The sequence below is a fragment of the Shewanella sediminis HAW-EB3 genome (genome assembly GCF_000018025.1).
Lineage (GTDB): Bacteria > Pseudomonadota > Gammaproteobacteria > Enterobacterales > Shewanellaceae > Shewanella > Shewanella sediminis.
In genome coordinates this window covers 4,210,051-4,228,088 of record NC_009831.1, presented here as the reverse complement: position 1 = coordinate 4,228,088, position 18,038 = coordinate 4,210,051, and the positions used below count along the sequence as shown (strand labels likewise).

The following is an 18,038-nucleotide window of genomic DNA, read 5'->3' as shown; positions in this document are numbered from 1 at the left end:
ATTTTTCTTAAAGGTGACTAAACTGATTGAAGCTAAGATGAAAGCAAAAAAAGGCGGCATTATAGTGCCGCCTTCTTAATCAATATCTCAATATTATGGGATGTATTGAGTGACACCTAAATCATCGTCTTTCTTATGTTTAGCAAGAATGTCAGATGGTGTGAGTGAGCGGCGCAGATCCATCTCATCTTCCCCGCGGACAAAGGTGCCACGCAATGAGTTGGTGTAAACATCAACAATTTCGACATCGACGAAGCTACCTATATGTTTTGGATCGGCTTCGAAGTTCACTACTCGGCTGGTTTCTGTGCGGCCTCTAAGCTCCATCGGATTCTTCACCGATGGCCCTTCGACTAAAATTCGTTGAACTGTTCCTAGCATTTGACGGCTATAACGCATGGCTTGCTGAGTAATCCGGTCTTGCAAGATAGCCAAACGTTCTTTCTTTTCAGCTAAGGTCACATCATCCGGGAGGTCGGCTGCGGGCGTGCCTGGACGGGCACTGTAGATGAAGCTGAAGCTGTGATCGAACTGCACATCCTCAATGAGCTTCATAGTATCGGCGAAGTCCTGTTTAGACTCACCCGGAAAACCAATGATAAAGTCAGAGCTTATCTGGATATCCGGACGTGCTTTTCTGAGGCGTCGAATAATTGATTTATATTCGATAGCCATATGGCCACGTTTCATCTGAGTCAGAATGCGATCTGATCCAGATTGTACCGGCAGGTGAAGGAAGCTGACCAGTTCAGGTGTATCCTCGTAAACGTCGATAATATCTTGAGTGAATTCGATAGGGTGACTCGTGGTAAACCTGAGTCTATCGATTCCATCGATGGCAGCAACGTAACGAAGTAGCTCTGCAAAGGTGCAGATCTCATCATCATGAGTCGCACCACGATAAGCGTTAACGTTTTGCCCTAACAGGTTAACTTCGCGAACGCCTTGGTCAGCGAGTTGAGCTATCTCCAGGATAATATCATCGAGAGGGCGACTGACCTCTTCGCCACGCGTATAAGGCACAACACAGAAAGAGCAATATTTACTGCAACCTTCCATAATTGAAACAAACGCACTTGGACCATCGGCGCGAGGTTCGGGGAGTTTGTCGAACTTTTCAATTTCAGGGAAACTGATATCGATCACTGCCTTTCCGCCATCTCTGATCTGGTCGATCATCTCTGGAAGACGATGCAATGTTTGTGGACCAAAGATCAGATCGACGCACTGAGCACGCTCCTTGATAACTTTGCCCTCTTGGGACGCAACACATCCACCAACCCCGATGATTAAATCGGGATTTTTTTCTTTCAGTTTTTTCCAGCGTCCAAGTTGATGGAACACTTTTTCTTGGGCTTTTTCACGAATCGAACAAGTATTCAGCAGCAGTACATCTGCTTCACTCGCCTCTTCTGTCAAGGTATAGCCTTCGTACTCGTCCATCAGGTCAGCCATCTTAGATGAGTCATACTCATTCATCTGACAGCCCCAGGTTTTAATATGGAGTTTTTTACTCATCTGTTTGCGTCACTCTTGGAACCACGGGAAAAATAGCGCGACATTTTACCTCTTGAGCACCCCAGTGGCTAGCTTTTGCACTTTTTTATTGGAAATCATTCTGATCTAACCCACTTATCAGCGACCTCTTTTGTCGTGTAGGGTGTGTTCCATGCAGTTATAGGTTGTTGAGATTCAGCCATTTTAAGTGAGCTGGCACGCGCTTGAGTATAAATGTCGGCTTGGATTTGAATTCTGAATTGGCTCAATAATTCCGTGGTATATTGATGTAAGGCATAATCAAAAGGTGTCCTATAGATTACAGTAATCACTTCCATAGTTTCACTCTCGGCGGTTTTGTCGGCCGGTGCAGCTTGAATCGATAATGGTAATAGGCTGATTGCTAGTAAGGTAAGAGATGTTGTTAGTTTCATAATATTCTCACTCATTCCATTGGCTTTGGTTTGAAGACTGAGTGTAAAGTAAGAAGCTGTATTTAAATTCTACTGTTTGTAAGCAGGTGTGAGTTAAAGTGGATATAGCAACATTTGCATACTTAATTAAATAATATTGACACGCTTATTGCTCGCAGTAGGGGATTTAGCGGGTAAAACACAGTTCGATATCGGCGATTCAACCTCAGTGGCTAAGTCAGCGCTCCGAGAATTTAGTAATAAATGTGGATTTTTGGATCATTTGAATCAGATAATTATAAACAAAGACATAAAATAGTATGGATGAAACCCTGGTGAGTCAGTCTCAAATGAAAGCTGTAAAAAAAGATGTTGTCATCGTTGGTGGAGGGATGGTCGGCGCCGCTGCGGCCATAGGGCTGGCACAACAGGGACTCAATGTTGCTGTGGTTGAAGCCTATGCACCTAAGCCATATAGCAGTGAACAGCCTATAGATATCAGGGTGTCTGCTGTGAGTCTGGCATCGGAGCAGTTACTCGAACGCCTTGGGGCGCTTAAGAGTCTTAGCGTGATGCGTCGAGCCGCTTATCTTGGATTAGAGACTTGGGAGTTAGATGGTTTCATCACTCGCTTTCATGCGGACCAGGTCGGTGTTCCATATCTGGGTCATATTATTGAGAATAGACTGATACAGCTTGCGCTTTGGGAGCAGTTTGACTCATTTGATAATATTGAACTCTTTTGTCCGGCCAAGGTTGAGCAATTTATTCGCCTGGAAGAGGGAGTGACAGTAACATTAGATAATGGTGTCTCACTCGATACTAAATTACTTGTCGGCGCCGATGGGGCAAACTCTCAGGTAAGAACCTGGGCTGGAATAGGTTTGACGGGCTGGGATTACGCACAATCTGCTATGTTAATTAACATCAAGACAGATTGCGCTCAACAGGATGTGACCTGGCAGCAATTTACCCCTCAAGGACCTCGCTCTCTTCTGCCTTTGCCGGGAAATAATGCCTCTTTGGTGTGGTATGACGATGCGAGTCGCATTGCGCAGCTAGCGCAATTAAGTAATACGGCTCTCGCACAACAGATAAAACAGCACTTTCCAGCGCGTCTGGACAGACAGTTTGAAGTTTTGCAAAAAGGCAGTTTTAAGCTGACGAGGCGTCATGCGCAATCTTATTTCACCGACAATCTGGTTATCCTGGGCGATGCGGCGCATACGATTAATCCACTAGCCGGGCAGGGGGTTAACATTGGCTTTAAAGATGTCGATGCGTTGATCTCAACTGTTTCAGAAAAAATAAGCCAAGGCGAACCTTGGTGGGAAGAACCGGCATTACGTTCATATCAAGAAAGCCGTTATAAAGATAACCAGTTGATGATGTCGGCAATGGATCTCTTCTATGCTGGATTTAGTAATGAGCTTTTGCCATTAAAGGTGCTGCGTAATGCGGCATTAAAAGTGGCAAATATAGACTCTCCTGTGAAAAAGTATGTGCTTAAGTATGCCTTGGGTTTGTAAACGGGGTTTCGACTGTTAGTAAAATGAAACTTAAGTTATAGGTCTTGAAACTCAACAGAGCCTTGGCTGACTGATAGTGAACTCGCTATCAGTGGCCGCTCTTCGCTCTACTCTCATATAGTTAGTCGCAAAATTGTAGCCGTAAGATAGTCGATAGCAAGTGATCCTCTGCTCTGTAACTCCCTACTTTTTACCTATCCGATAGAAGATTTTTGCTCATTATTTGTTGAGTCGGGCATTGAGTGTTAAAATGCCGCGTTTTTCTTTGTGACAAGTTCACTCGCGGAATGAAAGAATAGGCTAAATGAGTAACATTAAACTGATAGTTGGGCTCGCAAATCCTGGCGATAAATACGCTCAGACCAGGCACAATGCGGGGGCTTGGTACGTACAAGAGTTGGCGAGAGTGTGCGGTGCCACGCTCGTAGCAGATAGCAAATATTATGGGTTAACAGCAAGAGTGACATTGCACGGGAAAGATGTTCGTTTACTCATCCCGTCAACTTTTATGAACCTAAGTGGGAAATCGGTCGGTGCTTTAGCCAACTTTTTTCGCATAGAGCCTGAAGAGATCCTGGTTGCTCATGATGAGCTTGATATGCAACCCGGCGTAGCTAAGTTTAAACTTGGTGGCGGTCACGGCGGGCATAATGGCCTGAAAGATATTATTGCTAAGCTTGCCAACAATAAAGGTTTCTATCGACTCAGGATCGGTATTGGTCACCCTGGTGATAAAAATCAAGTGAGCAATTATGTATTAGGCAAAGCGCCGGCATCAGAACAAACCTTGATAGAAACGGTGATTGATGAAGCCGTGAGGTCGACTGAGTTGCTATTTAATGAAGATATGGCGAAAGCAATGCATAGATTGCACTCTTTCAAAGGCTAGCTCCGGGGCATTTTTTCTCCGGTGTAGCTTGTTCAGGCATTAGTTTTTTATCTGCAAAAATGAATAAAAACTAAGCTAAAAAGTTTAAGAAATTGATGGAGCTGCTTAGCGTGGCTCTTATAAGAACTTAATCGGCAGTGACACTGCTGGTTTACTATTGATATTAAAGGTAAAAATATGGGTTTTAAATGTGGCATCGTGGGCCTGCCAAACGTAGGTAAATCAACGTTATTTAATGCATTAACTAAGGCTGGCATCGAAGCGTCAAACTTCCCGTTCTGTACTATTGAACCTAACACCGGTGTGGTTCCTGTACCTGATGCGCGTTTAGATGCTCTGGCTGAGATTGTAAACCCAGAACGTATTTTACCTACCACAATGGAATTTGTGGATATTGCCGGCTTGGTTGCTGGAGCATCAAAAGGTGAAGGCTTAGGAAACAAATTTCTGGCGAATATCCGTGAAACTGATGCAATCGGTCATGTTGTACGTTGTTTCGAAGATGACAACATTGTTCACGTGGCTAACAAGGTTTCGCCAGTTGCCGATATTGAAGTGATTAACACTGAACTTGCTTTAGCGGATCTTGATTCTTGTGAACGCGCCATTATGCGCCAAGCTAAGCGTGCCAAAGGTGGCGATCAAGATGCTAAATTTGAAGTGTCTGTGTTAGAAAAAATGCGTCCGGTACTGGATGAAGGTCATATGTTGCGCTCAATGGATCTCTCAAAAGAGGAACTGTTAGCGGTAGATTATTTGAACTTCCTGACACTTAAGCCAACGATGTATATTGCTAACGTCTCTGAAGATGGCTTCGAAGACAATCCGCACCTCGATGCCGTTCGTGAAATCGCATCGCAAGAGAATGCCGTTGTTGTTGCTGTTTGTGCAGCCATTGAATCTGAACTGGCAGAGATGGACGCAGAAGATCGTGAAGAGTTTATGGCAGATCTTGGTCTTGAAGAGCCTGGGTTAGATCGTGTGATCCGTGCAGGTTACGACCTATTGACTCTACAAACCTATTTTACCGCTGGTGTAAAAGAAGTACGCGCATGGACTGTGCCTATTGGCGCATCGGCTCCTCAAGCCGCTGGTGTCATTCATACTGACTTCGAGCGTGGATTTATCCGTGCACAAGTTATGGCCTATGAAGACTTCATTACCTATAAAGGTGAGTCAGGTGCAAAAGAAGCGGGTAAGTTACGTGTAGAAGGTAAGACATATGTAGTTAAAGATGGCGATGTGATGCATTTCCTATTTAACGTATAAGCTATCTCTATAGGTTTGCTATCAATATATAGCAGGTTATAGCGTGAGTTAATTGAATGGCCCAATTGCAAAATTGGGCCATTTTTGTTTTCAAGCAATGGAAAACCCATTTCAACGCTGGTAGCAATAGCTGCTATATAAGAGGAGGGAGCACGAGAACATCAATAGAAGTGCCGGTATCATTTTCGGTAGGTCACCAATTTCAGAGCTCCCCGTTAGCCAGAGGTTCATTCAATCACAGTGAAATTGATGTTCGGGGATATTTCCCCATCCAGAACCTCGCTCAACCTATGCTTTATCTTCACATCTGCCATTCGGGTATCTCTAAACCAGCAGCAAAATCTCTATTTTTCCAAATTTCAGCTTTTCTATTAAGAGGGGGGTATCACAGGCTGGCTACTTAGCCAGCAGTAGAAGGTGTAAATGACGAGGCTATTTATCAAAAGGCGGTTATTTAGCCGTATCTTGATACGTAATATTGGGCGTTTTTCTGGTTATTCTGCTTTTTATCTGAGAGAATTTTGCTCCTGAAGACGGTGTTTAACTGCATCAATCGAGAAGAATAGGCTATATTTGTGCATCTGGCGCTCACTTTGGTGAAGTTATAGCCGAACAGGAGGATTAGTTTAAAATAGAGAAAAAAAGCGGTTGACCTAAATACTCTGAATAAGCATAATACGCCCCGTTCCTCACCAAGAGGGACACAGAAACGATGGCAATGTAGCTCAGCTGGTTAGAGCACAGCATTCATAATGCTGGGGTCGCAGGTTCAAGTCCCGCCATTGCTACCATCTTTCAAGATGTAAAACATGAAGTGTAGCAAGTTGGAACTTAGTCCCGGCAATATGGCTACCATCTTCTCAGATGTAAAACGAGAAACATCTTCTATCAGGATGTAAAATCAGATGCAGTGCGGGAGTGGTGGAATTGGTAGACACGCCAGATTTAGGTTCTGGTGCCGTAAGGTGTGAGAGTTCAAGTCTCTCTTCCCGTACCATTTATTTTAAAGTAGTGAGCTTAGGCTTGTTATTAGCAAGAAAGATTAATTGGGATATCGCCAAGCGGTAAGGCACCGGGTTTTGATCTCGGCATTCCCAGGTTCGAATCCTGGTATCCCAGCCATTAATTTGGAAAACGTTGGCAATGTAGCTCAGCTGGTTAGAGCACAGCATTCATAATGCTGGGGTCGCAGGTTCAAGTCCCGCCATTGCTACCATCTTCTCTAGATGTAAAACTGAGGCGTAGCAGTCGGAACTTAGTCCCGGCGATATGGCTACCATCTTAATCTAGATGTAAAACCAGATGCAGTGCGGGAGTGGTGGAATTGGTAGACACGCCAGATTTAGGTTCTGGTGCCGTAAGGTGTGAGAGTTCAAGTCTCTCTTCCCGTACCATTTATTTTAAAGTAATGAGCTTAGGCTTATTATTAGCAAGACTGTTTAATTGGGATATCGCCAAGCGGTAAGGCACCGGGTTTTGATCTCGGCATTCCCAGGTTCAAATCCTGGTATCCCAGCCATTTTTAAAAGGTTAATTTATTGACCTTGTCTTAATAGTGACGTGACAATCTGATTGTTGTACATTATAAAGATGAATAGACAAGGTAACTTGTCAGGAAGTTCGATGCGGGAGTGGTGGAATTGGTAGACACGCCAGATTTAGGTTCTGGTGCCGTAAGGTGTGAGAGTTCAAGTCTCTCTTCCCGTACCATCGAATTTTTCAAAAAGTATTATTGGGATATCGCCAAGCGGTAAGGCACCGGGTTTTGATCTCGGCATTCCCAGGTTCAAATCCTGGTATCCCAGCCATACACAGAAAGCCCGTCTTATGACGGGCTTTTTTGTGTCTGGAACATTTATGCGAATTTCCCATGGATGGAATGAAATTGGCTTTGTATCTGAAATAAACTTCTGCGCCCAATCGTTTAAGCTAATCACGCTAAATGATAAGCCCTTCATACCAGCTTATCCCCTTATTTTGTCCTTATTCTAATCGGTAACGAGCTAGCTCTGAGAGTGATGTGTAGGACTATTATTAGGTCGAACCTGTAGATATACATGGTATAACAGCTAGATGCGCTACTTTCGACCATTGTTCCTTGTCCCATCTCTGGGCTTGTACCTCCTGAATCCTTTCTGTCTTGCTTCGCTCAACCTCCTGTATCTGCTCTCCATGGTCTTAAGCGTTCCATACGCTTTAAAGACATTTCCCATATCCCTATGGGTCTGTGGAGGAAATGTCTGATTTTGTATGGAACAAAATAGACCATGATAGTCGTGCATTATTCTACCTTCGTCCCGTACTACCTATATCCATAGCCATGCAATATAGGTATTCACACCCCCTATTTGCAACGAGTGAAGGCCATAGTAGTGCTGGATTTAAGCTCGTTAATCCAGTATCAAATGCATAACCTTGAGCAAGTAACACCTAAAATTGGCTTAAGTAATGTTTTCTAAAAATGCAGATAATCGAGCTGAACCGTTTCAATATGAGCCCGTCAGCACAATATGTAGAGGCATAAGCTATCGGGCATTCACTGCACAATGGAGATAATTCCTACGCTTTGGTAATAATTCAGCGTTTTGTTAGCTTTTGTGAGCGCTTTATGTGCTAACAATCACACTTCAAAAAGCAAAAGAAACCCATCTGTAACAAGTGCGGATCATTTAATCTTTACTTTCCCATCAAATTGTTATCGTTTTGTCTTGTTTTTGTGCTCTGTTTCTCGTTGATTACTTTCGAGTTAATTGCAACCGTGCTAGTCACACTTTATTTCCAGTCACTTAGGTACATTTCTTCTGCCCCAAATTAGAGGGCATCAATAAAAGTGAGTGAGGGATATGATGAAACGATTCGATATGAAGGTTGCTACATTAGCAACATTAATCGGTCTGGCACTTTCCGGCTGTAGTGGCGATGATGGTAAAGATGGAGTAGATGGCAATGACGGCACGCCAGGTACTCCGGCCATTATTGTTGCAACCAGTGCGCAAAGTTTGAATGTGACAGTCGAAAAGGTGGCCATCGCCAGTGACTCTGCTGTCACTTTTATGGTGACCAATGAGAAAGACTTACCTGTCGTTGGCTTGAGCCATTTCGGCTTTATGCTCTCCGGCCTTGAGGAAGGCGAAAATGGTGATGCCAATAACTGGAAACTACTGAGCTCAGAATCGTGTCCGGACAGCAAATATGCCAAGTGTGGCACGCTGACCGATAATGGTGACGGTACTTATAATTACCACTTCCTTAAAGATGTGACTGCTGAGCCAGCATTTACTATCAACGATGACAAGACACTGCGTCTGATGGTCAATACCGGTGGTGAAAAAGTAGGGGCTTCAGAGCTGCCTTACGCCAATATGAACTATGATTTCCGTGCTCAGGGCGAAACCCCTCTGTACACCAAGAATGTGGTCAACAACCAGAACTGTGAAAGTTGTCATGATGATTTTACCATTCATGGCGGACATTACACTGAAGTGGAGACTTGTGTATCTTGTCATACAGACAACAAGGTCAGCAGCAGTGAAAAAGTGTTCCCAATGCTGGCTCATAAGGCTCACATAGGTGTTATCTCAGCACCAGTCGGTGGTTGTGATAACTGTCACTCTGAAAATGAGCAGGCGACAGATTACGCCAACTGGAAGAGCGTACCTACCCAAGAAACATGTATTACTTGTCATACAGACGTCAACTTCAAGGAAGGCGTTGGCCACTGGCCGTATCAGGACAATGCACAATGTGCCAATTGTCACACGCCTGATACCCTCGAGATGGTGCATTTGTCTACCTATAAGGGACAAAACGAGCGCCGTAACAATCTTCACCTGACCGTGACCGAAGCCAAGATGGTTGATGCTCCGGAAGCAAAAGCCAACATCGACGCCAACCTGGATACCGATAAGACTGGCTATGTACAGCTGACAGTCGACATTCTGGACAAAGATGGCATCACGCGTAATGAGCAGTTAGATTTGGTTAAGTACATGTACTACGCCGAGTTCTATATCAACTGGGGTGGCCAGGATATGGGCATGGAGCGTGGTAAGGTACTGCGTGTTCATACCAACAAAGAAAACTTCCCGGGTTATGTTGATGAGCCAATCGTGCTTAACTATGAAAATGGTAAGACAACGTTTGAAATTGGTCCATTCGATCTTGAGGATGACTTCGATGGTGACTTGAACGATAGTTACGGCATGGTGACGCCGCGTATCTGGTTCTGTATCGACAAAGATGGTGAAACAATCCAGGACTGTGATGGCAAAACTGATTGGAGTAACGGTGCGGCTGGTTATAACTGGCAACACTTCTTCAATAAGGAAGGCATGCTGGAAGAGCGTCCACGTCGTCAGATCGTGACCAATGAGCTGTGTGGTGATTGTCATGGTACGACTACCTCAGAAGATGGCTTCGTACAGATGACTCTTAACTGTCGTAGCTGTCACTCTGTGGTCAAGAACGATAGTACCTACTTCGGTACCACTTGTGCTTCGGGCTCGGTCGATTCCGATGGCGATGGTGCTTTGGATCCAATGATTATGATGAAGAATCTGATGCCACGCGGCGAGCGTGACTGGACTACTGCATCGAATGCCGGTGAAGAATGTCTGGCCTGTCATAACGCCAACAATATGCCTACTCAGGTCATACGTAATTCGCAAACCAAGCAAGGTGATGAGGATTACGTTGAGCAGCTGACTATGAGTCATCCTGATCAGAAGGTATGGATCCATGCTATGCATGCTAACAACCGTGCTAACCAAAGTGGTGAAGGTTGGAAGCGTAATGTTGAGTACTCGGCAGATCTGGCAAACTGTGCCAAGTGTCATATCGCAGACAGCTTCGATGCCAAGTACCTGGTGGGTCGTAAGCCGCTAGCGCTGGATCTTGACTACATGGATACCTATGACGGTCTGGACCCTGCAAATGGTAAAGACACCAGCGGTAACAAGCGTTATGCCGTCGATGCGGTTGCAGATGCTTTTGTATCGCCTACCGCCGCCGTATGTTTGAGCTGTCATGGCAAGCGCGCTGCGACAGAGGGTGAAGATCGCCGTCAAGTCCGGAAAGATGTGGTCAGTCATATGAAGCAAAATGGGGCTCAGTTCGGTGTCGAACTTGGCCAGTACACAGGCGAAGAGTCTTGTGCAGTCTGTCACGACCTGACCAATTTGAAAGAGGTTCATGGTCTGAAGTAAAAAAGCTCCACCCTGCAATCCCATCTTGGCCCTGGTCTTTTGACCAGGGTCTTTTTTGCTGAGTGCAGGTAGGTTCACATTTTTTCTTGATTTCATTGCCGAATGCGGAGGGGCATCAAGCTTAAATGAAATTCATTCCAATATAATATAATGCTTAATAATCGCTTAAGTATCACTAAAGAGAGTAATGAGCCGAGGATGGATATGGTGAAGTTATCTAAATATCTTTCGATTGATCTGGAGTCAAGAGAGTTGCTCGATGAGAGTAATCACTCCCGCAGTCCATTGTCTCTGGCCGAACTGGAGATCATCAAGTTGTTGGCCCAGCGCATTGGTGACGTTGTCAGTAAGGAAGAGCTTAATGAAGCCGGCTGGCCCGGACGTTTGGTCGCGCCCTCATCGCTGACACAGTGCATCAGTACCTTGCGACGTAAATTAGAGTCCCAAAATGATATAGAGCTTAAAAACATTCCCAGATATGGCTATAGCCTGTGCGTGATTGAAAGTGATGAATTGGTCTTGCCAAAGTCCGTACCACAATCTGAGGGGGGCAATGCTTCGCCTGCAGTTAACCACTTGAGCCGTTATTGGCGTTGGCTCGCAGTCGTGCTGTTTTTTGTGTTCCTCGCTGGTCTACATTTCTCCGGTAAGTTAAAACAAACGGTAAATTATCTGGCTCTGCTCGCTCAACCCGGGGTGGCGTCAATCTTGAATGCAGAGACAGAGCTTGCCGGGCAAAAAGTAAAACTGAGTCAACTCAGGTTAGAGGATCAGCCTGATGAACATCGCAGTGCGTCTCACTTTATCGGCAGCTGGTCCAACACTGATAAAGTGTTTGGCAATGAATTGCTAACGCGAATTTTTGCCAACGACAACAATCGTTATGAGTCGGTCGCGCTCTGTAATCAGTACGAAGGGGAGTGTAAAGATACCCAGCCCCTGAACCTGGTCAGAGATAGAAATACCTATTCCCCATTAGATCTGCAGTGGCTCAGTGACACTAAGCTGCGTATGGAGCAGGTGACCTATAACAAAATTTTGCTGGATAAGTTTGAGAACCCGTCTCAGGGGTTGGTAGAAGATATATATCGGGCCGATGTCTATTATTATGGTGCCAGTAAGAATGTGGTTCGAGCAGATGTTCGTCTGTCTTTGGTGTACCAATCTCCGGCCCGTGGGACTTTGGTAATGGCGGCCTGTATCACAGACGATCTGCTGCGACATGTGTCTATGCGCTATCAGTTCAGCGGTGAGTTTAAGATGCAGCAAAAGACAGTCGATGGTCAGCTGGTGAAGTCATTTCTGCTCGATACTGAGAATGTCAGTTTTACAAGCCCGGATGCAATATCCGAAGAGTCGGCGACCATCTACCGTGAGATACGTAAATCGGTGCTAAGCAATGAAACTCAGATCCTGAGGCAGATTTATCAGGATGCCAATAGCGGGGTATGGATGCTGCCGCTTTGGGGCGATACTATGGTATGGGCCCATAGGGTAGAAGTGACGCTATAGGATAGTCATTTAGCCTGTCGGTCGAGTTGTGTAGAGGGCTTTCCCTAAGTGATTTGGATAGCGCTTCGTTTAGTTATATAAGAGCCCGGCATTAGTCGGTTTAGGATGATTTTTTGACTCAGTTTCCAAGTGCGATTATTCACCTCGAAGACGCCGACGCTTTGGCGACGCTCAAGTTAAACCATGCTTATATATTGCTATGTTTTTCAGCCGATTGGTGTGCCCCCTGCAGAGCCATGGAGGGAACACTTATCAACACGGCATTTGAGCTGGAAGGTAAGGCAGCGGTCGTTAAGGCTGAACCTAAACTCTGTCAAACACTTGCAGCCGAGTTAGGTATTCGCACCGTACCTGCCTATGTGGCAATCAACTGTGATGTGATATCCAAGCCTGTTTATGGGATACAGACCATTACAAACTTGCTGGATATGATAGAGGCTTATTAATGAGTCGCGACACTCTCTCTTTCCGTACCCTGATTTAAAACTTAAACAGCTGGCAAAAAAAAATGCACTCATCTGAGTGCATTTTTCTAGATATATATCAGCGATTAATGCTTGAACATCGCAGAGATAGACTCTTCATTGCTAACGCGACGAATCGCTTCAGCCATTACAGACGACATAGTCAATTGAGAAACCTTATCGAGTGCTGCAATTTCAGGGCTCAATGGAATCGTATCGGTGACAATCACTTCATCGATAACAGATTCAGCGATGTTCTTAGCTGCATTGCCTGAGAATACTGGGTGAGTCGCATAAGCAAATACGCGGTTTGCACCATGTTCTTTCAATGCTTCAGCTGCTTTACAAAGCGTACCGCCGGTATCGATCATATCGTCAACGATGATGCAGTCACGTCCCTGAACATCACCGATGATGTGCATGACCTGAGCCACGTTCGCTTGTGGGCGACGCTTATCGATAATGGCCAGATCTGAATCGTCGAGTAGTTTAGCTACGGCACGTGCACGAACAACGCCGCCGATATCAGGAGAAACCACAACCGGGTTTTCAAGATTCTTAGCTAACATATCTTCCAGTAACACAGGGCTACCAAATACGTTATCTACAGGTACATCGAAGAACCCCTGGATCTGCTCGGCGTGTAGGTCACAAGTCAATACACGGTCAACACCTACGCTAGACAAAAAGTCGGCAACGACTTTAGCGGTAATAGGTACACGAGCACTGCGAACACGACGATCTTGGCGAGCATAGCCAAAGTAAGGGATAACTGCAGTGATACGTCCTGCAGAGGCACGACGTAACGCATCAACCATAACGATAAGTTCCATTAGGTTGTCGTTAGTTGGTGCACAAGTAGATTGAATGATAAAGACATCCGCACCACGTACATTCTCGTTTATCTGGACACTGATTTCGCCGTCACTGAAAACGCCAACGGCTGCGTCTCCAAGTTTACAAAATAGACGATCGGCTATCTTCTTAGCGAGACTAGGTGTAGCGTTACCAGCAAAAAGTTTAATGTCAGGCACTGTGTCAACCTCAGGCGTATGCTTTATTTTTAGTGGCTGGAGTTAATGAATACAAGCTATAACCCCAGGATATTGTGTTTAAAGCTGAGCTAATCTCAGCTCTAAAGATGATGTATTTGCCCCTTTCGCCACAAGCCCTGTCATATCGCTCGGCAATTTCGCCAAAACATCTAAGGCCTGCTGCTGCTGTTCGAACTCCCCGAAAACACATGCTCCTGTTCCGGTCATTCTGGACGGCGCATATTCTAGCAGCCAGAGCAGTGTTTTGGCAACTTGAGGGTGGCGCTTTGCTACCAATGACTGGCAGTCATTTTGCCAGCTACCATTCATTAATGAGGCGATATCAAGCTTAGGTGTATCACGAGGTAACTCAGGATCCTGGAATATTTCTGCGGTAGAAACATGTACATTTGGGATCAGCACTAAGTACCAATACTCTGTGGGGAAAACCGCTTGTAGCTCTTCACCGACACCTTCGGCAAAGGCAGCTAAACCATTAATAAAAACAGGGACATCGGCACCGAGTTGTAATCCTATCGCCATCAGTTTATCTTTACTTAATTGGGTATTCCAAAGGTGATTCAGTGCGACTAATGTTGTCGCGGCATCGGATGAACCACCACCAATACCTCCCCCCATGGGGAGTCGTTTATCAAGCCAGATCTCAGCGCCTTTGGCACAGCCGGATACCTGTTGCAGTAATTTTGCGGCACGCAGAATTAAGTTATCGCTATCGGCGACAGCAGCGCCCATATTAGAGTGCAATTTGAGGCTCGATGTGTCGGTGACCTTGAAGTCGAGGTAATCACAGTAGTCGATAAATTGAAAAAGGGTTTGCAGCTCATGATAGCCATCCGCCCTGCGACCATTGATGTGTAAAAAAAGATTGAGTTTGGCCGGAGCGGGCCAGCCTTGTGATAATTTATTGCTCATTTAAGCGCTCTTCTGGTTGATTCGAAGGCAATAAGTGGGCCGCTGACAAGGCTTGCCAGTGGCTGATCTGTATTTTTAGGCGCAGGTCCTCTCTTTTTAGTTGTAGTAATCGGGGTAATTCAGCACCACTTTGTTGTTGCCAGCTTATAAACTCAACTTCCCAAGGTGGTGGATTTTGTGTTGCTAGTTTCATCGGTCTTTGTTGCTCATCTTGAACGAGCAGTTCATCGTCATCACTGAGTCGCCCCGTTATCCATAGCGGAAGCGCATCGACCGGAATCGACCAGCCCGTCACTCTGGTGAGGAGCCGTTGAGCATCTTTATCTTGATAGACCTTGCCATCAACCTCTAAGCGAGCTTCGCCTTCTAATGTCGTTAAAGAAAGTACTGTTGTGCCTAACATAGTGGTGAGCGTTAATTCATTTTTCTTATCGGTATGAAACCAGTAGAGATTCGTACTGAATTTGTCTTTGCTGGTTCTTACTGCAAGTTTTCCCTGCATCTCCCATGCCTGAGCATTTGAGACGTCATCGACCTGTACCGGAATGAAGTTCTCCGGTGGCGCTACGGAGCAGGCTGAAAGCAAAGTTACGCTTAACAGCACCCAGATGAGTGGTATTTTTGTGAGGTAGCTCAAATTATTCATCTATTACTGATATTAACGACTTCATATGATACGAGGGCTTGATAAGAATACCAATGGTAATCGTAAAATATACTGTAAGGCGCAGCCAATCAAGCTTGTGACCTTCTCCTGTCAGCGTCTTTAGAGGCGTAAATTCGATGACCTTAATTGTGAAAATGGATAAGAACTGAGATTATTATTCGGTTTTGTTAAGCATATTCTGTTTTTAGTTCACTCAATTCAGTAGAATGGCTGACAATAAATGAGATGCCTAGAGACCAGAACGAGTCAGATGAGCCTTGTAGCAATCGGTATTAATCATAAAACAGCCACGGTCGACCTACGTGAGAAGGTAGCGTTTTCACCAGACAAAATTCATGATGCTATGAAAAGTCTGGCGAGTCGTACCAAGACCGGAGAAGCTGTTATCATATCAACCTGTAACCGAACTGAGCTTTACACCAACACTGGTGATGAGGCCGAGGTTATTCGTTGGTTAGAAGAGTATCACCAACTCTCCCACGAAGACGTCGAGCCTTGCTTATATAAGTTTGAAGGCCAAGCCGTTGCACAGCATTTAATGCGTGTATCTTCAGGTCTCGACTCTCTAATTCTTGGTGAGCCTCAGATCTTAGGCCAGGTAAAGCAATCTTTCGTTAAGGCGAAGGAGGCGGGTAGCGTCGCGATTACCATGGACAGGCTTTTCCAAAATACATTTTCAGTAGCAAAAAAGATTAGAACTGAAACAGAGATCGGCGCTGCCGCCGTTTCTGTCGCTTTTGCTGCCGTGAGTATGGCCAAGCATATCTTTTCATCCTTGAGTACCACAAAAGTGTTGCTTGTCGGTGCCGGTGAGACCATAGAACTGGTTGCACGGCATTTGAAAGATAATGGTGTCGACTCTATGGTGGTTGCAAACCGTACCCTTTCACGTGCAGAAGGCATGTGTGAAGAGTTCGGTGCGACGGCAATTACGCTGGAACAGATACCTGATTATCTCCCGCAGGCCGATATCGTGATATCATCTACCGCAAGCCCGCTACCTATCTTAGGTAAAGGCATGGTAGAAAAAGCGCTTAAGCAGCGTCGTCATCAACCTATGTTGTTGGTTGATATAGCTGTTCCTCGTGATATTGAAGCCGAGGTAGCAGAGCTGGACGATGCCTTCCTCTATACAGTGGATGACCTGCAAAGCATTATTGAACAGAATATGGCCTCGCGAAGAGAGGCTGCCGAGCAAGCGGAAGTAATTGCTGAAGAACAATCGCATCTTTTCATGGAATGGGTCCGCTCCTTAGAGTCGGTCGACAGCATTCGTGAATACCGTACAGCGAGTATGGCTATAAAAGATGAGCTGGTTGAGCGTGCAATCAATAAGTTAGCCCAGGGCGGAGACAGTGAGAAATTACTACTCGAACTGGCCAATAAGCTAACTAATAAGTTGATCCACGCACCGACTCAAGCATTGACTGTTGCAAGCCGCCAAGGTGATTTGAATAGCATTGGCCAGCTTAGAACCGCGCTCGGATTAGATAAAAACTAAGGTTAGCGTTTTAATGAAGGACAGTGTCATTCGCAAGCTAGAAGGCTTGCTTGAGCGTAACGAAGAAGTGTTAGCTCTACTCAGTGATCCGGGTGTTATTTCCGATCAGGAGCGTTTTCGTGCACTCTCAAAAGAGTATTCTCAACTCGAAGATGTCGTCACAAGCTTTAAATCTTTCCAGCAAGCTACAGAAGATCTTGAAGCGGCGAAAGAGATGGCTAGTGATGATGATCCTGAGCTCAAAGAGATGGCTCAGGAAGAGATGAAAGAAGCTAAGTCACTGTTAGAAAAGCTTGAAGATGAGCTGCAGATCCTGCTGCTTCCAAAAGATCCTAATGATGATAACAACTGCTTTATTGAAATTCGTGCAGGTGCGGGTGGCGATGAAGCGGCTATTTTTGCCGGCGATCTGTTCCGCATGTACAGCAAATACGTTGAAAGTAAGCGCTGGCAGTTAGAAGTGATGAACACCAACGAAGGTGAACATGGTGGCTTTAAAGAGGTCATTGCTAAAGTCAGCGGTGAAGGCGTATACGGACAATTGAAGTTTGAGTCTGGCGGACATCGAGTTCAACGTGTGCCAGAAACAGAGTCTCAAGGCCGCGTACACACCTCTGCATGTACCGTTGTTGTTTTGCCTGAAATTCCTGAATCAGAAGCCATTGAAATTAATAAGGGCGATTTGAAAGTCGATACTTTCAGAGCATCGGGCGCCGGTGGACAGCACGTCAACAAAACAGATTCGGCTATCCGCCTTACTCACATCCCGTCAGGTATTGTCGTTGAGTGTCAAGACCAGCGCTCACAGCATAAGAACCGTGCTCAAGCGATGAGTGTGCTTACAGCCCGTATTCAAGCTGTAGAAGATGAAAAGCGTCGTAGCGCCGAAGAGAGCACTCGCCGAAATCTTGTAGGTAGTGGTGATCGTTCAGAGCGAATTCGTACCTATAACTTCCCACAAGGTCGTGTGAGTGAGCATCGAATTAACCTGACACTTTATCGTTTAAATGAAGTGATGGAAGGTGAACTCGACGCAATCCTCGAGCCCTTAATGCTAGAAAACCAAGCAGATATGCTAGCCGCATTATCAGAAGAGTAATGATTTAATTACTCTTTCTGGCTGTTT

Annotated in this window: 13 protein-coding genes and 8 tRNA genes; 16 read left to right on the top strand and 5 right to left on the bottom strand. The window is 45.3% G+C overall.

The window, feature by feature from the left end:
• Positions 1 to 93 precede the first annotated feature (93 nt).
• Complete coding sequence (gene miaB, locus SSED_RS18160; protein WP_012143805.1) at positions 94 to 1,518, bottom strand: tRNA (N6-isopentenyl adenosine(37)-C2)-methylthiotransferase MiaB; 1,425 nt, start codon at positions 1,516 to 1,518, stop codon at positions 94 to 96.
• Between the two features lie 95 nt (positions 1,519 to 1,613).
• Complete coding sequence (locus SSED_RS18155) at positions 1,614 to 1,931, bottom strand: hypothetical protein (RefSeq protein WP_012143804.1); 318 nt, start codon at positions 1,929 to 1,931, stop codon at positions 1,614 to 1,616.
• A gap of 299 nt (positions 1,932 to 2,230) precedes the next feature.
• On the opposite strand from SSED_RS18155, the gene SSED_RS18150 reads away from it, so the two are divergent.
• The 14 genes from SSED_RS18150 to SSED_RS18085 all read left to right on the top strand — a co-directional run bounded on the left by SSED_RS18150 (position 2,231) and on the right by SSED_RS18085 (position 12,759).
• The gene (locus tag SSED_RS18150) at positions 2,231 to 3,439 is read left to right on the top strand and encodes an FAD-dependent oxidoreductase (protein ID WP_012143803.1); all 1,209 of its coding nucleotides are present in this window, start codon (positions 2,231 to 2,233) and stop codon (positions 3,437 to 3,439) included.
• A gap of 304 nt (positions 3,440 to 3,743) precedes the next feature.
• Positions 3,744 to 4,328, top strand: coding sequence for an aminoacyl-tRNA hydrolase (gene pth, locus SSED_RS18145; RefSeq protein ID WP_012143802.1), 585 nt, complete (start codon positions 3,744 to 3,746; stop codon positions 4,326 to 4,328).
• A gap of 177 nt (positions 4,329 to 4,505) precedes the next feature.
• The gene (gene ychF / locus SSED_RS18140; protein WP_012143801.1) at positions 4,506 to 5,597 is read left to right on the top strand and encodes a redox-regulated ATPase YchF; all 1,092 of its coding nucleotides are present in this window, start codon (positions 4,506 to 4,508) and stop codon (positions 5,595 to 5,597) included.
• Positions 5,598 to 6,311: 714 nt separating this feature from the next.
• Positions 6,312 to 6,388 (top strand) — tRNA-Met (locus SSED_RS18135).
• A 121-nt stretch (positions 6,389 to 6,509) separates the two neighbouring features.
• Positions 6,510 to 6,594, top strand: a tRNA-Leu gene (locus tag SSED_RS18130).
• A gap of 50 nt (positions 6,595 to 6,644) precedes the next feature.
• Positions 6,645 to 6,719, top strand: a tRNA-Gln gene (locus tag SSED_RS18125).
• Positions 6,720 to 6,736: 17 nt separating this feature from the next.
• A tRNA-Met gene (locus SSED_RS18120) sits at positions 6,737 to 6,813 on the top strand.
• Between the two features lie 93 nt (positions 6,814 to 6,906).
• Positions 6,907 to 6,991 (top strand) — tRNA-Leu (locus SSED_RS18115).
• Positions 6,992 to 7,041: 50 nt separating this feature from the next.
• Positions 7,042 to 7,116: transfer RNA gene (locus SSED_RS18110), tRNA-Gln, on the top strand.
• A gap of 106 nt (positions 7,117 to 7,222) precedes the next feature.
• Positions 7,223 to 7,307, top strand: a tRNA-Leu gene (locus tag SSED_RS18105).
• 23 nt (positions 7,308 to 7,330) lie between these two features.
• A tRNA-Gln gene (locus SSED_RS18100) sits at positions 7,331 to 7,405 on the top strand.
• 1,035 nt (positions 7,406 to 8,440) lie between these two features.
• A complete protein-coding gene (locus SSED_RS18095) occupies positions 8,441 to 10,801 on the top strand; it encodes a multiheme c-type cytochrome (protein WP_150104361.1) in 2,361 nt (786 codons plus the stop codon).
• Positions 10,802 to 10,999: 198 nt separating this feature from the next.
• Positions 11,000 to 12,313, top strand: coding sequence for a winged helix-turn-helix domain-containing protein (locus SSED_RS18090; protein WP_041421788.1), 1,314 nt, complete (start codon positions 11,000 to 11,002; stop codon positions 12,311 to 12,313).
• Between the two features lie 113 nt (positions 12,314 to 12,426).
• Entirely contained in the window at positions 12,427 to 12,759 is a 333-nt protein-coding gene (locus tag SSED_RS18085) for a thioredoxin family protein (RefSeq protein ID WP_012143798.1), read from the top strand.
• Between the two features lie 104 nt (positions 12,760 to 12,863).
• On the opposite strand, the gene SSED_RS18080 is transcribed toward SSED_RS18085, so the two are convergent.
• From SSED_RS18080 to lolB, 3 genes are all read right to left on the bottom strand, one after another.
• Positions 12,864 to 13,811, bottom strand: a complete 948-nt coding sequence (locus tag SSED_RS18080; RefSeq protein ID WP_012143797.1) for a ribose-phosphate pyrophosphokinase — start codon at positions 13,809 to 13,811, stop codon at positions 12,864 to 12,866.
• 78 nt (positions 13,812 to 13,889) lie between these two features.
• Positions 13,890 to 14,744: a 4-(cytidine 5'-diphospho)-2-C-methyl-D-erythritol kinase gene (gene ispE, locus SSED_RS18075; protein ID WP_012143796.1), complete on the bottom strand. Its 855-nt coding sequence runs from the start codon at positions 14,742 to 14,744 to the stop codon at positions 13,890 to 13,892.
• Positions 14,734 to 15,390, bottom strand: a complete 657-nt coding sequence (gene lolB / locus SSED_RS18070; RefSeq protein WP_012143795.1) for a lipoprotein insertase outer membrane protein LolB — start codon at positions 15,388 to 15,390, stop codon at positions 14,734 to 14,736. Before lolB ends, ispE begins: the two co-directional genes overlap by 11 nt.
• A gap of 271 nt (positions 15,391 to 15,661) precedes the next feature.
• On the opposite strand from lolB, the gene hemA reads away from it, so the two are divergent.
• On the top strand, positions 15,662 to 16,912 hold the full coding sequence (hemA, locus tag SSED_RS18065) for a glutamyl-tRNA reductase (RefSeq protein WP_041421787.1): 1,251 nt from the start codon (positions 15,662 to 15,664) through the stop codon (positions 16,910 to 16,912).
• A 13-nt stretch (positions 16,913 to 16,925) separates the two neighbouring features.
• Positions 16,926 to 18,011, top strand: a complete 1,086-nt coding sequence (gene prfA / locus SSED_RS18060; protein WP_012143793.1) for a peptide chain release factor 1 — start codon at positions 16,926 to 16,928, stop codon at positions 18,009 to 18,011.
• Positions 18,012 to 18,038: the final 27 nt, after the last annotated feature.

Excerpts from the sequence above, each read along its gene's own strand:
- SSED_RS18090 (WP_041421788.1), top strand. The coding sequence starts at position 11,000 with ATGGATATGGTGAAGTTATCTAAATATCTTTCGATTGATCTGGAGTCA.
- prfA (WP_012143793.1), top strand. The coding sequence starts at position 16,926 with ATGAAGGACAGTGTCATTCGCAAGCTAGAAGGCTTGCTTGAGCGTAAC.
- SSED_RS18155 (WP_012143804.1), bottom strand. The coding sequence starts at position 1,931 with ATGAAACTAACAACATCTCTTACCTTACTAGCAATCAGCCTATTACCA.
- hemA (WP_041421787.1), top strand. The coding sequence starts at position 15,662 with ATGAGCCTTGTAGCAATCGGTATTAATCATAAAACAGCCACGGTCGAC.
- ispE (WP_012143796.1), bottom strand. The coding sequence starts at position 14,744 with ATGAGCAATAAATTATCACAAGGCTGGCCCGCTCCGGCCAAACTCAAT.
- lolB (WP_012143795.1), bottom strand. The coding sequence starts at position 15,390 with ATGAATAATTTGAGCTACCTCACAAAAATACCACTCATCTGGGTGCTG.
- SSED_RS18150 (WP_012143803.1), top strand. The coding sequence starts at position 2,231 with ATGGATGAAACCCTGGTGAGTCAGTCTCAAATGAAAGCTGTAAAAAAA.
- SSED_RS18095 (WP_150104361.1), top strand. The coding sequence starts at position 8,441 with ATGATGAAACGATTCGATATGAAGGTTGCTACATTAGCAACATTAATC.
- pth (WP_012143802.1), top strand. The coding sequence starts at position 3,744 with ATGAGTAACATTAAACTGATAGTTGGGCTCGCAAATCCTGGCGATAAA.
- miaB (WP_012143805.1), bottom strand. The coding sequence starts at position 1,518 with ATGAGTAAAAAACTCCATATTAAAACCTGGGGCTGTCAGATGAATGAG.
- ychF (WP_012143801.1), top strand. The coding sequence starts at position 4,506 with ATGGGTTTTAAATGTGGCATCGTGGGCCTGCCAAACGTAGGTAAATCA.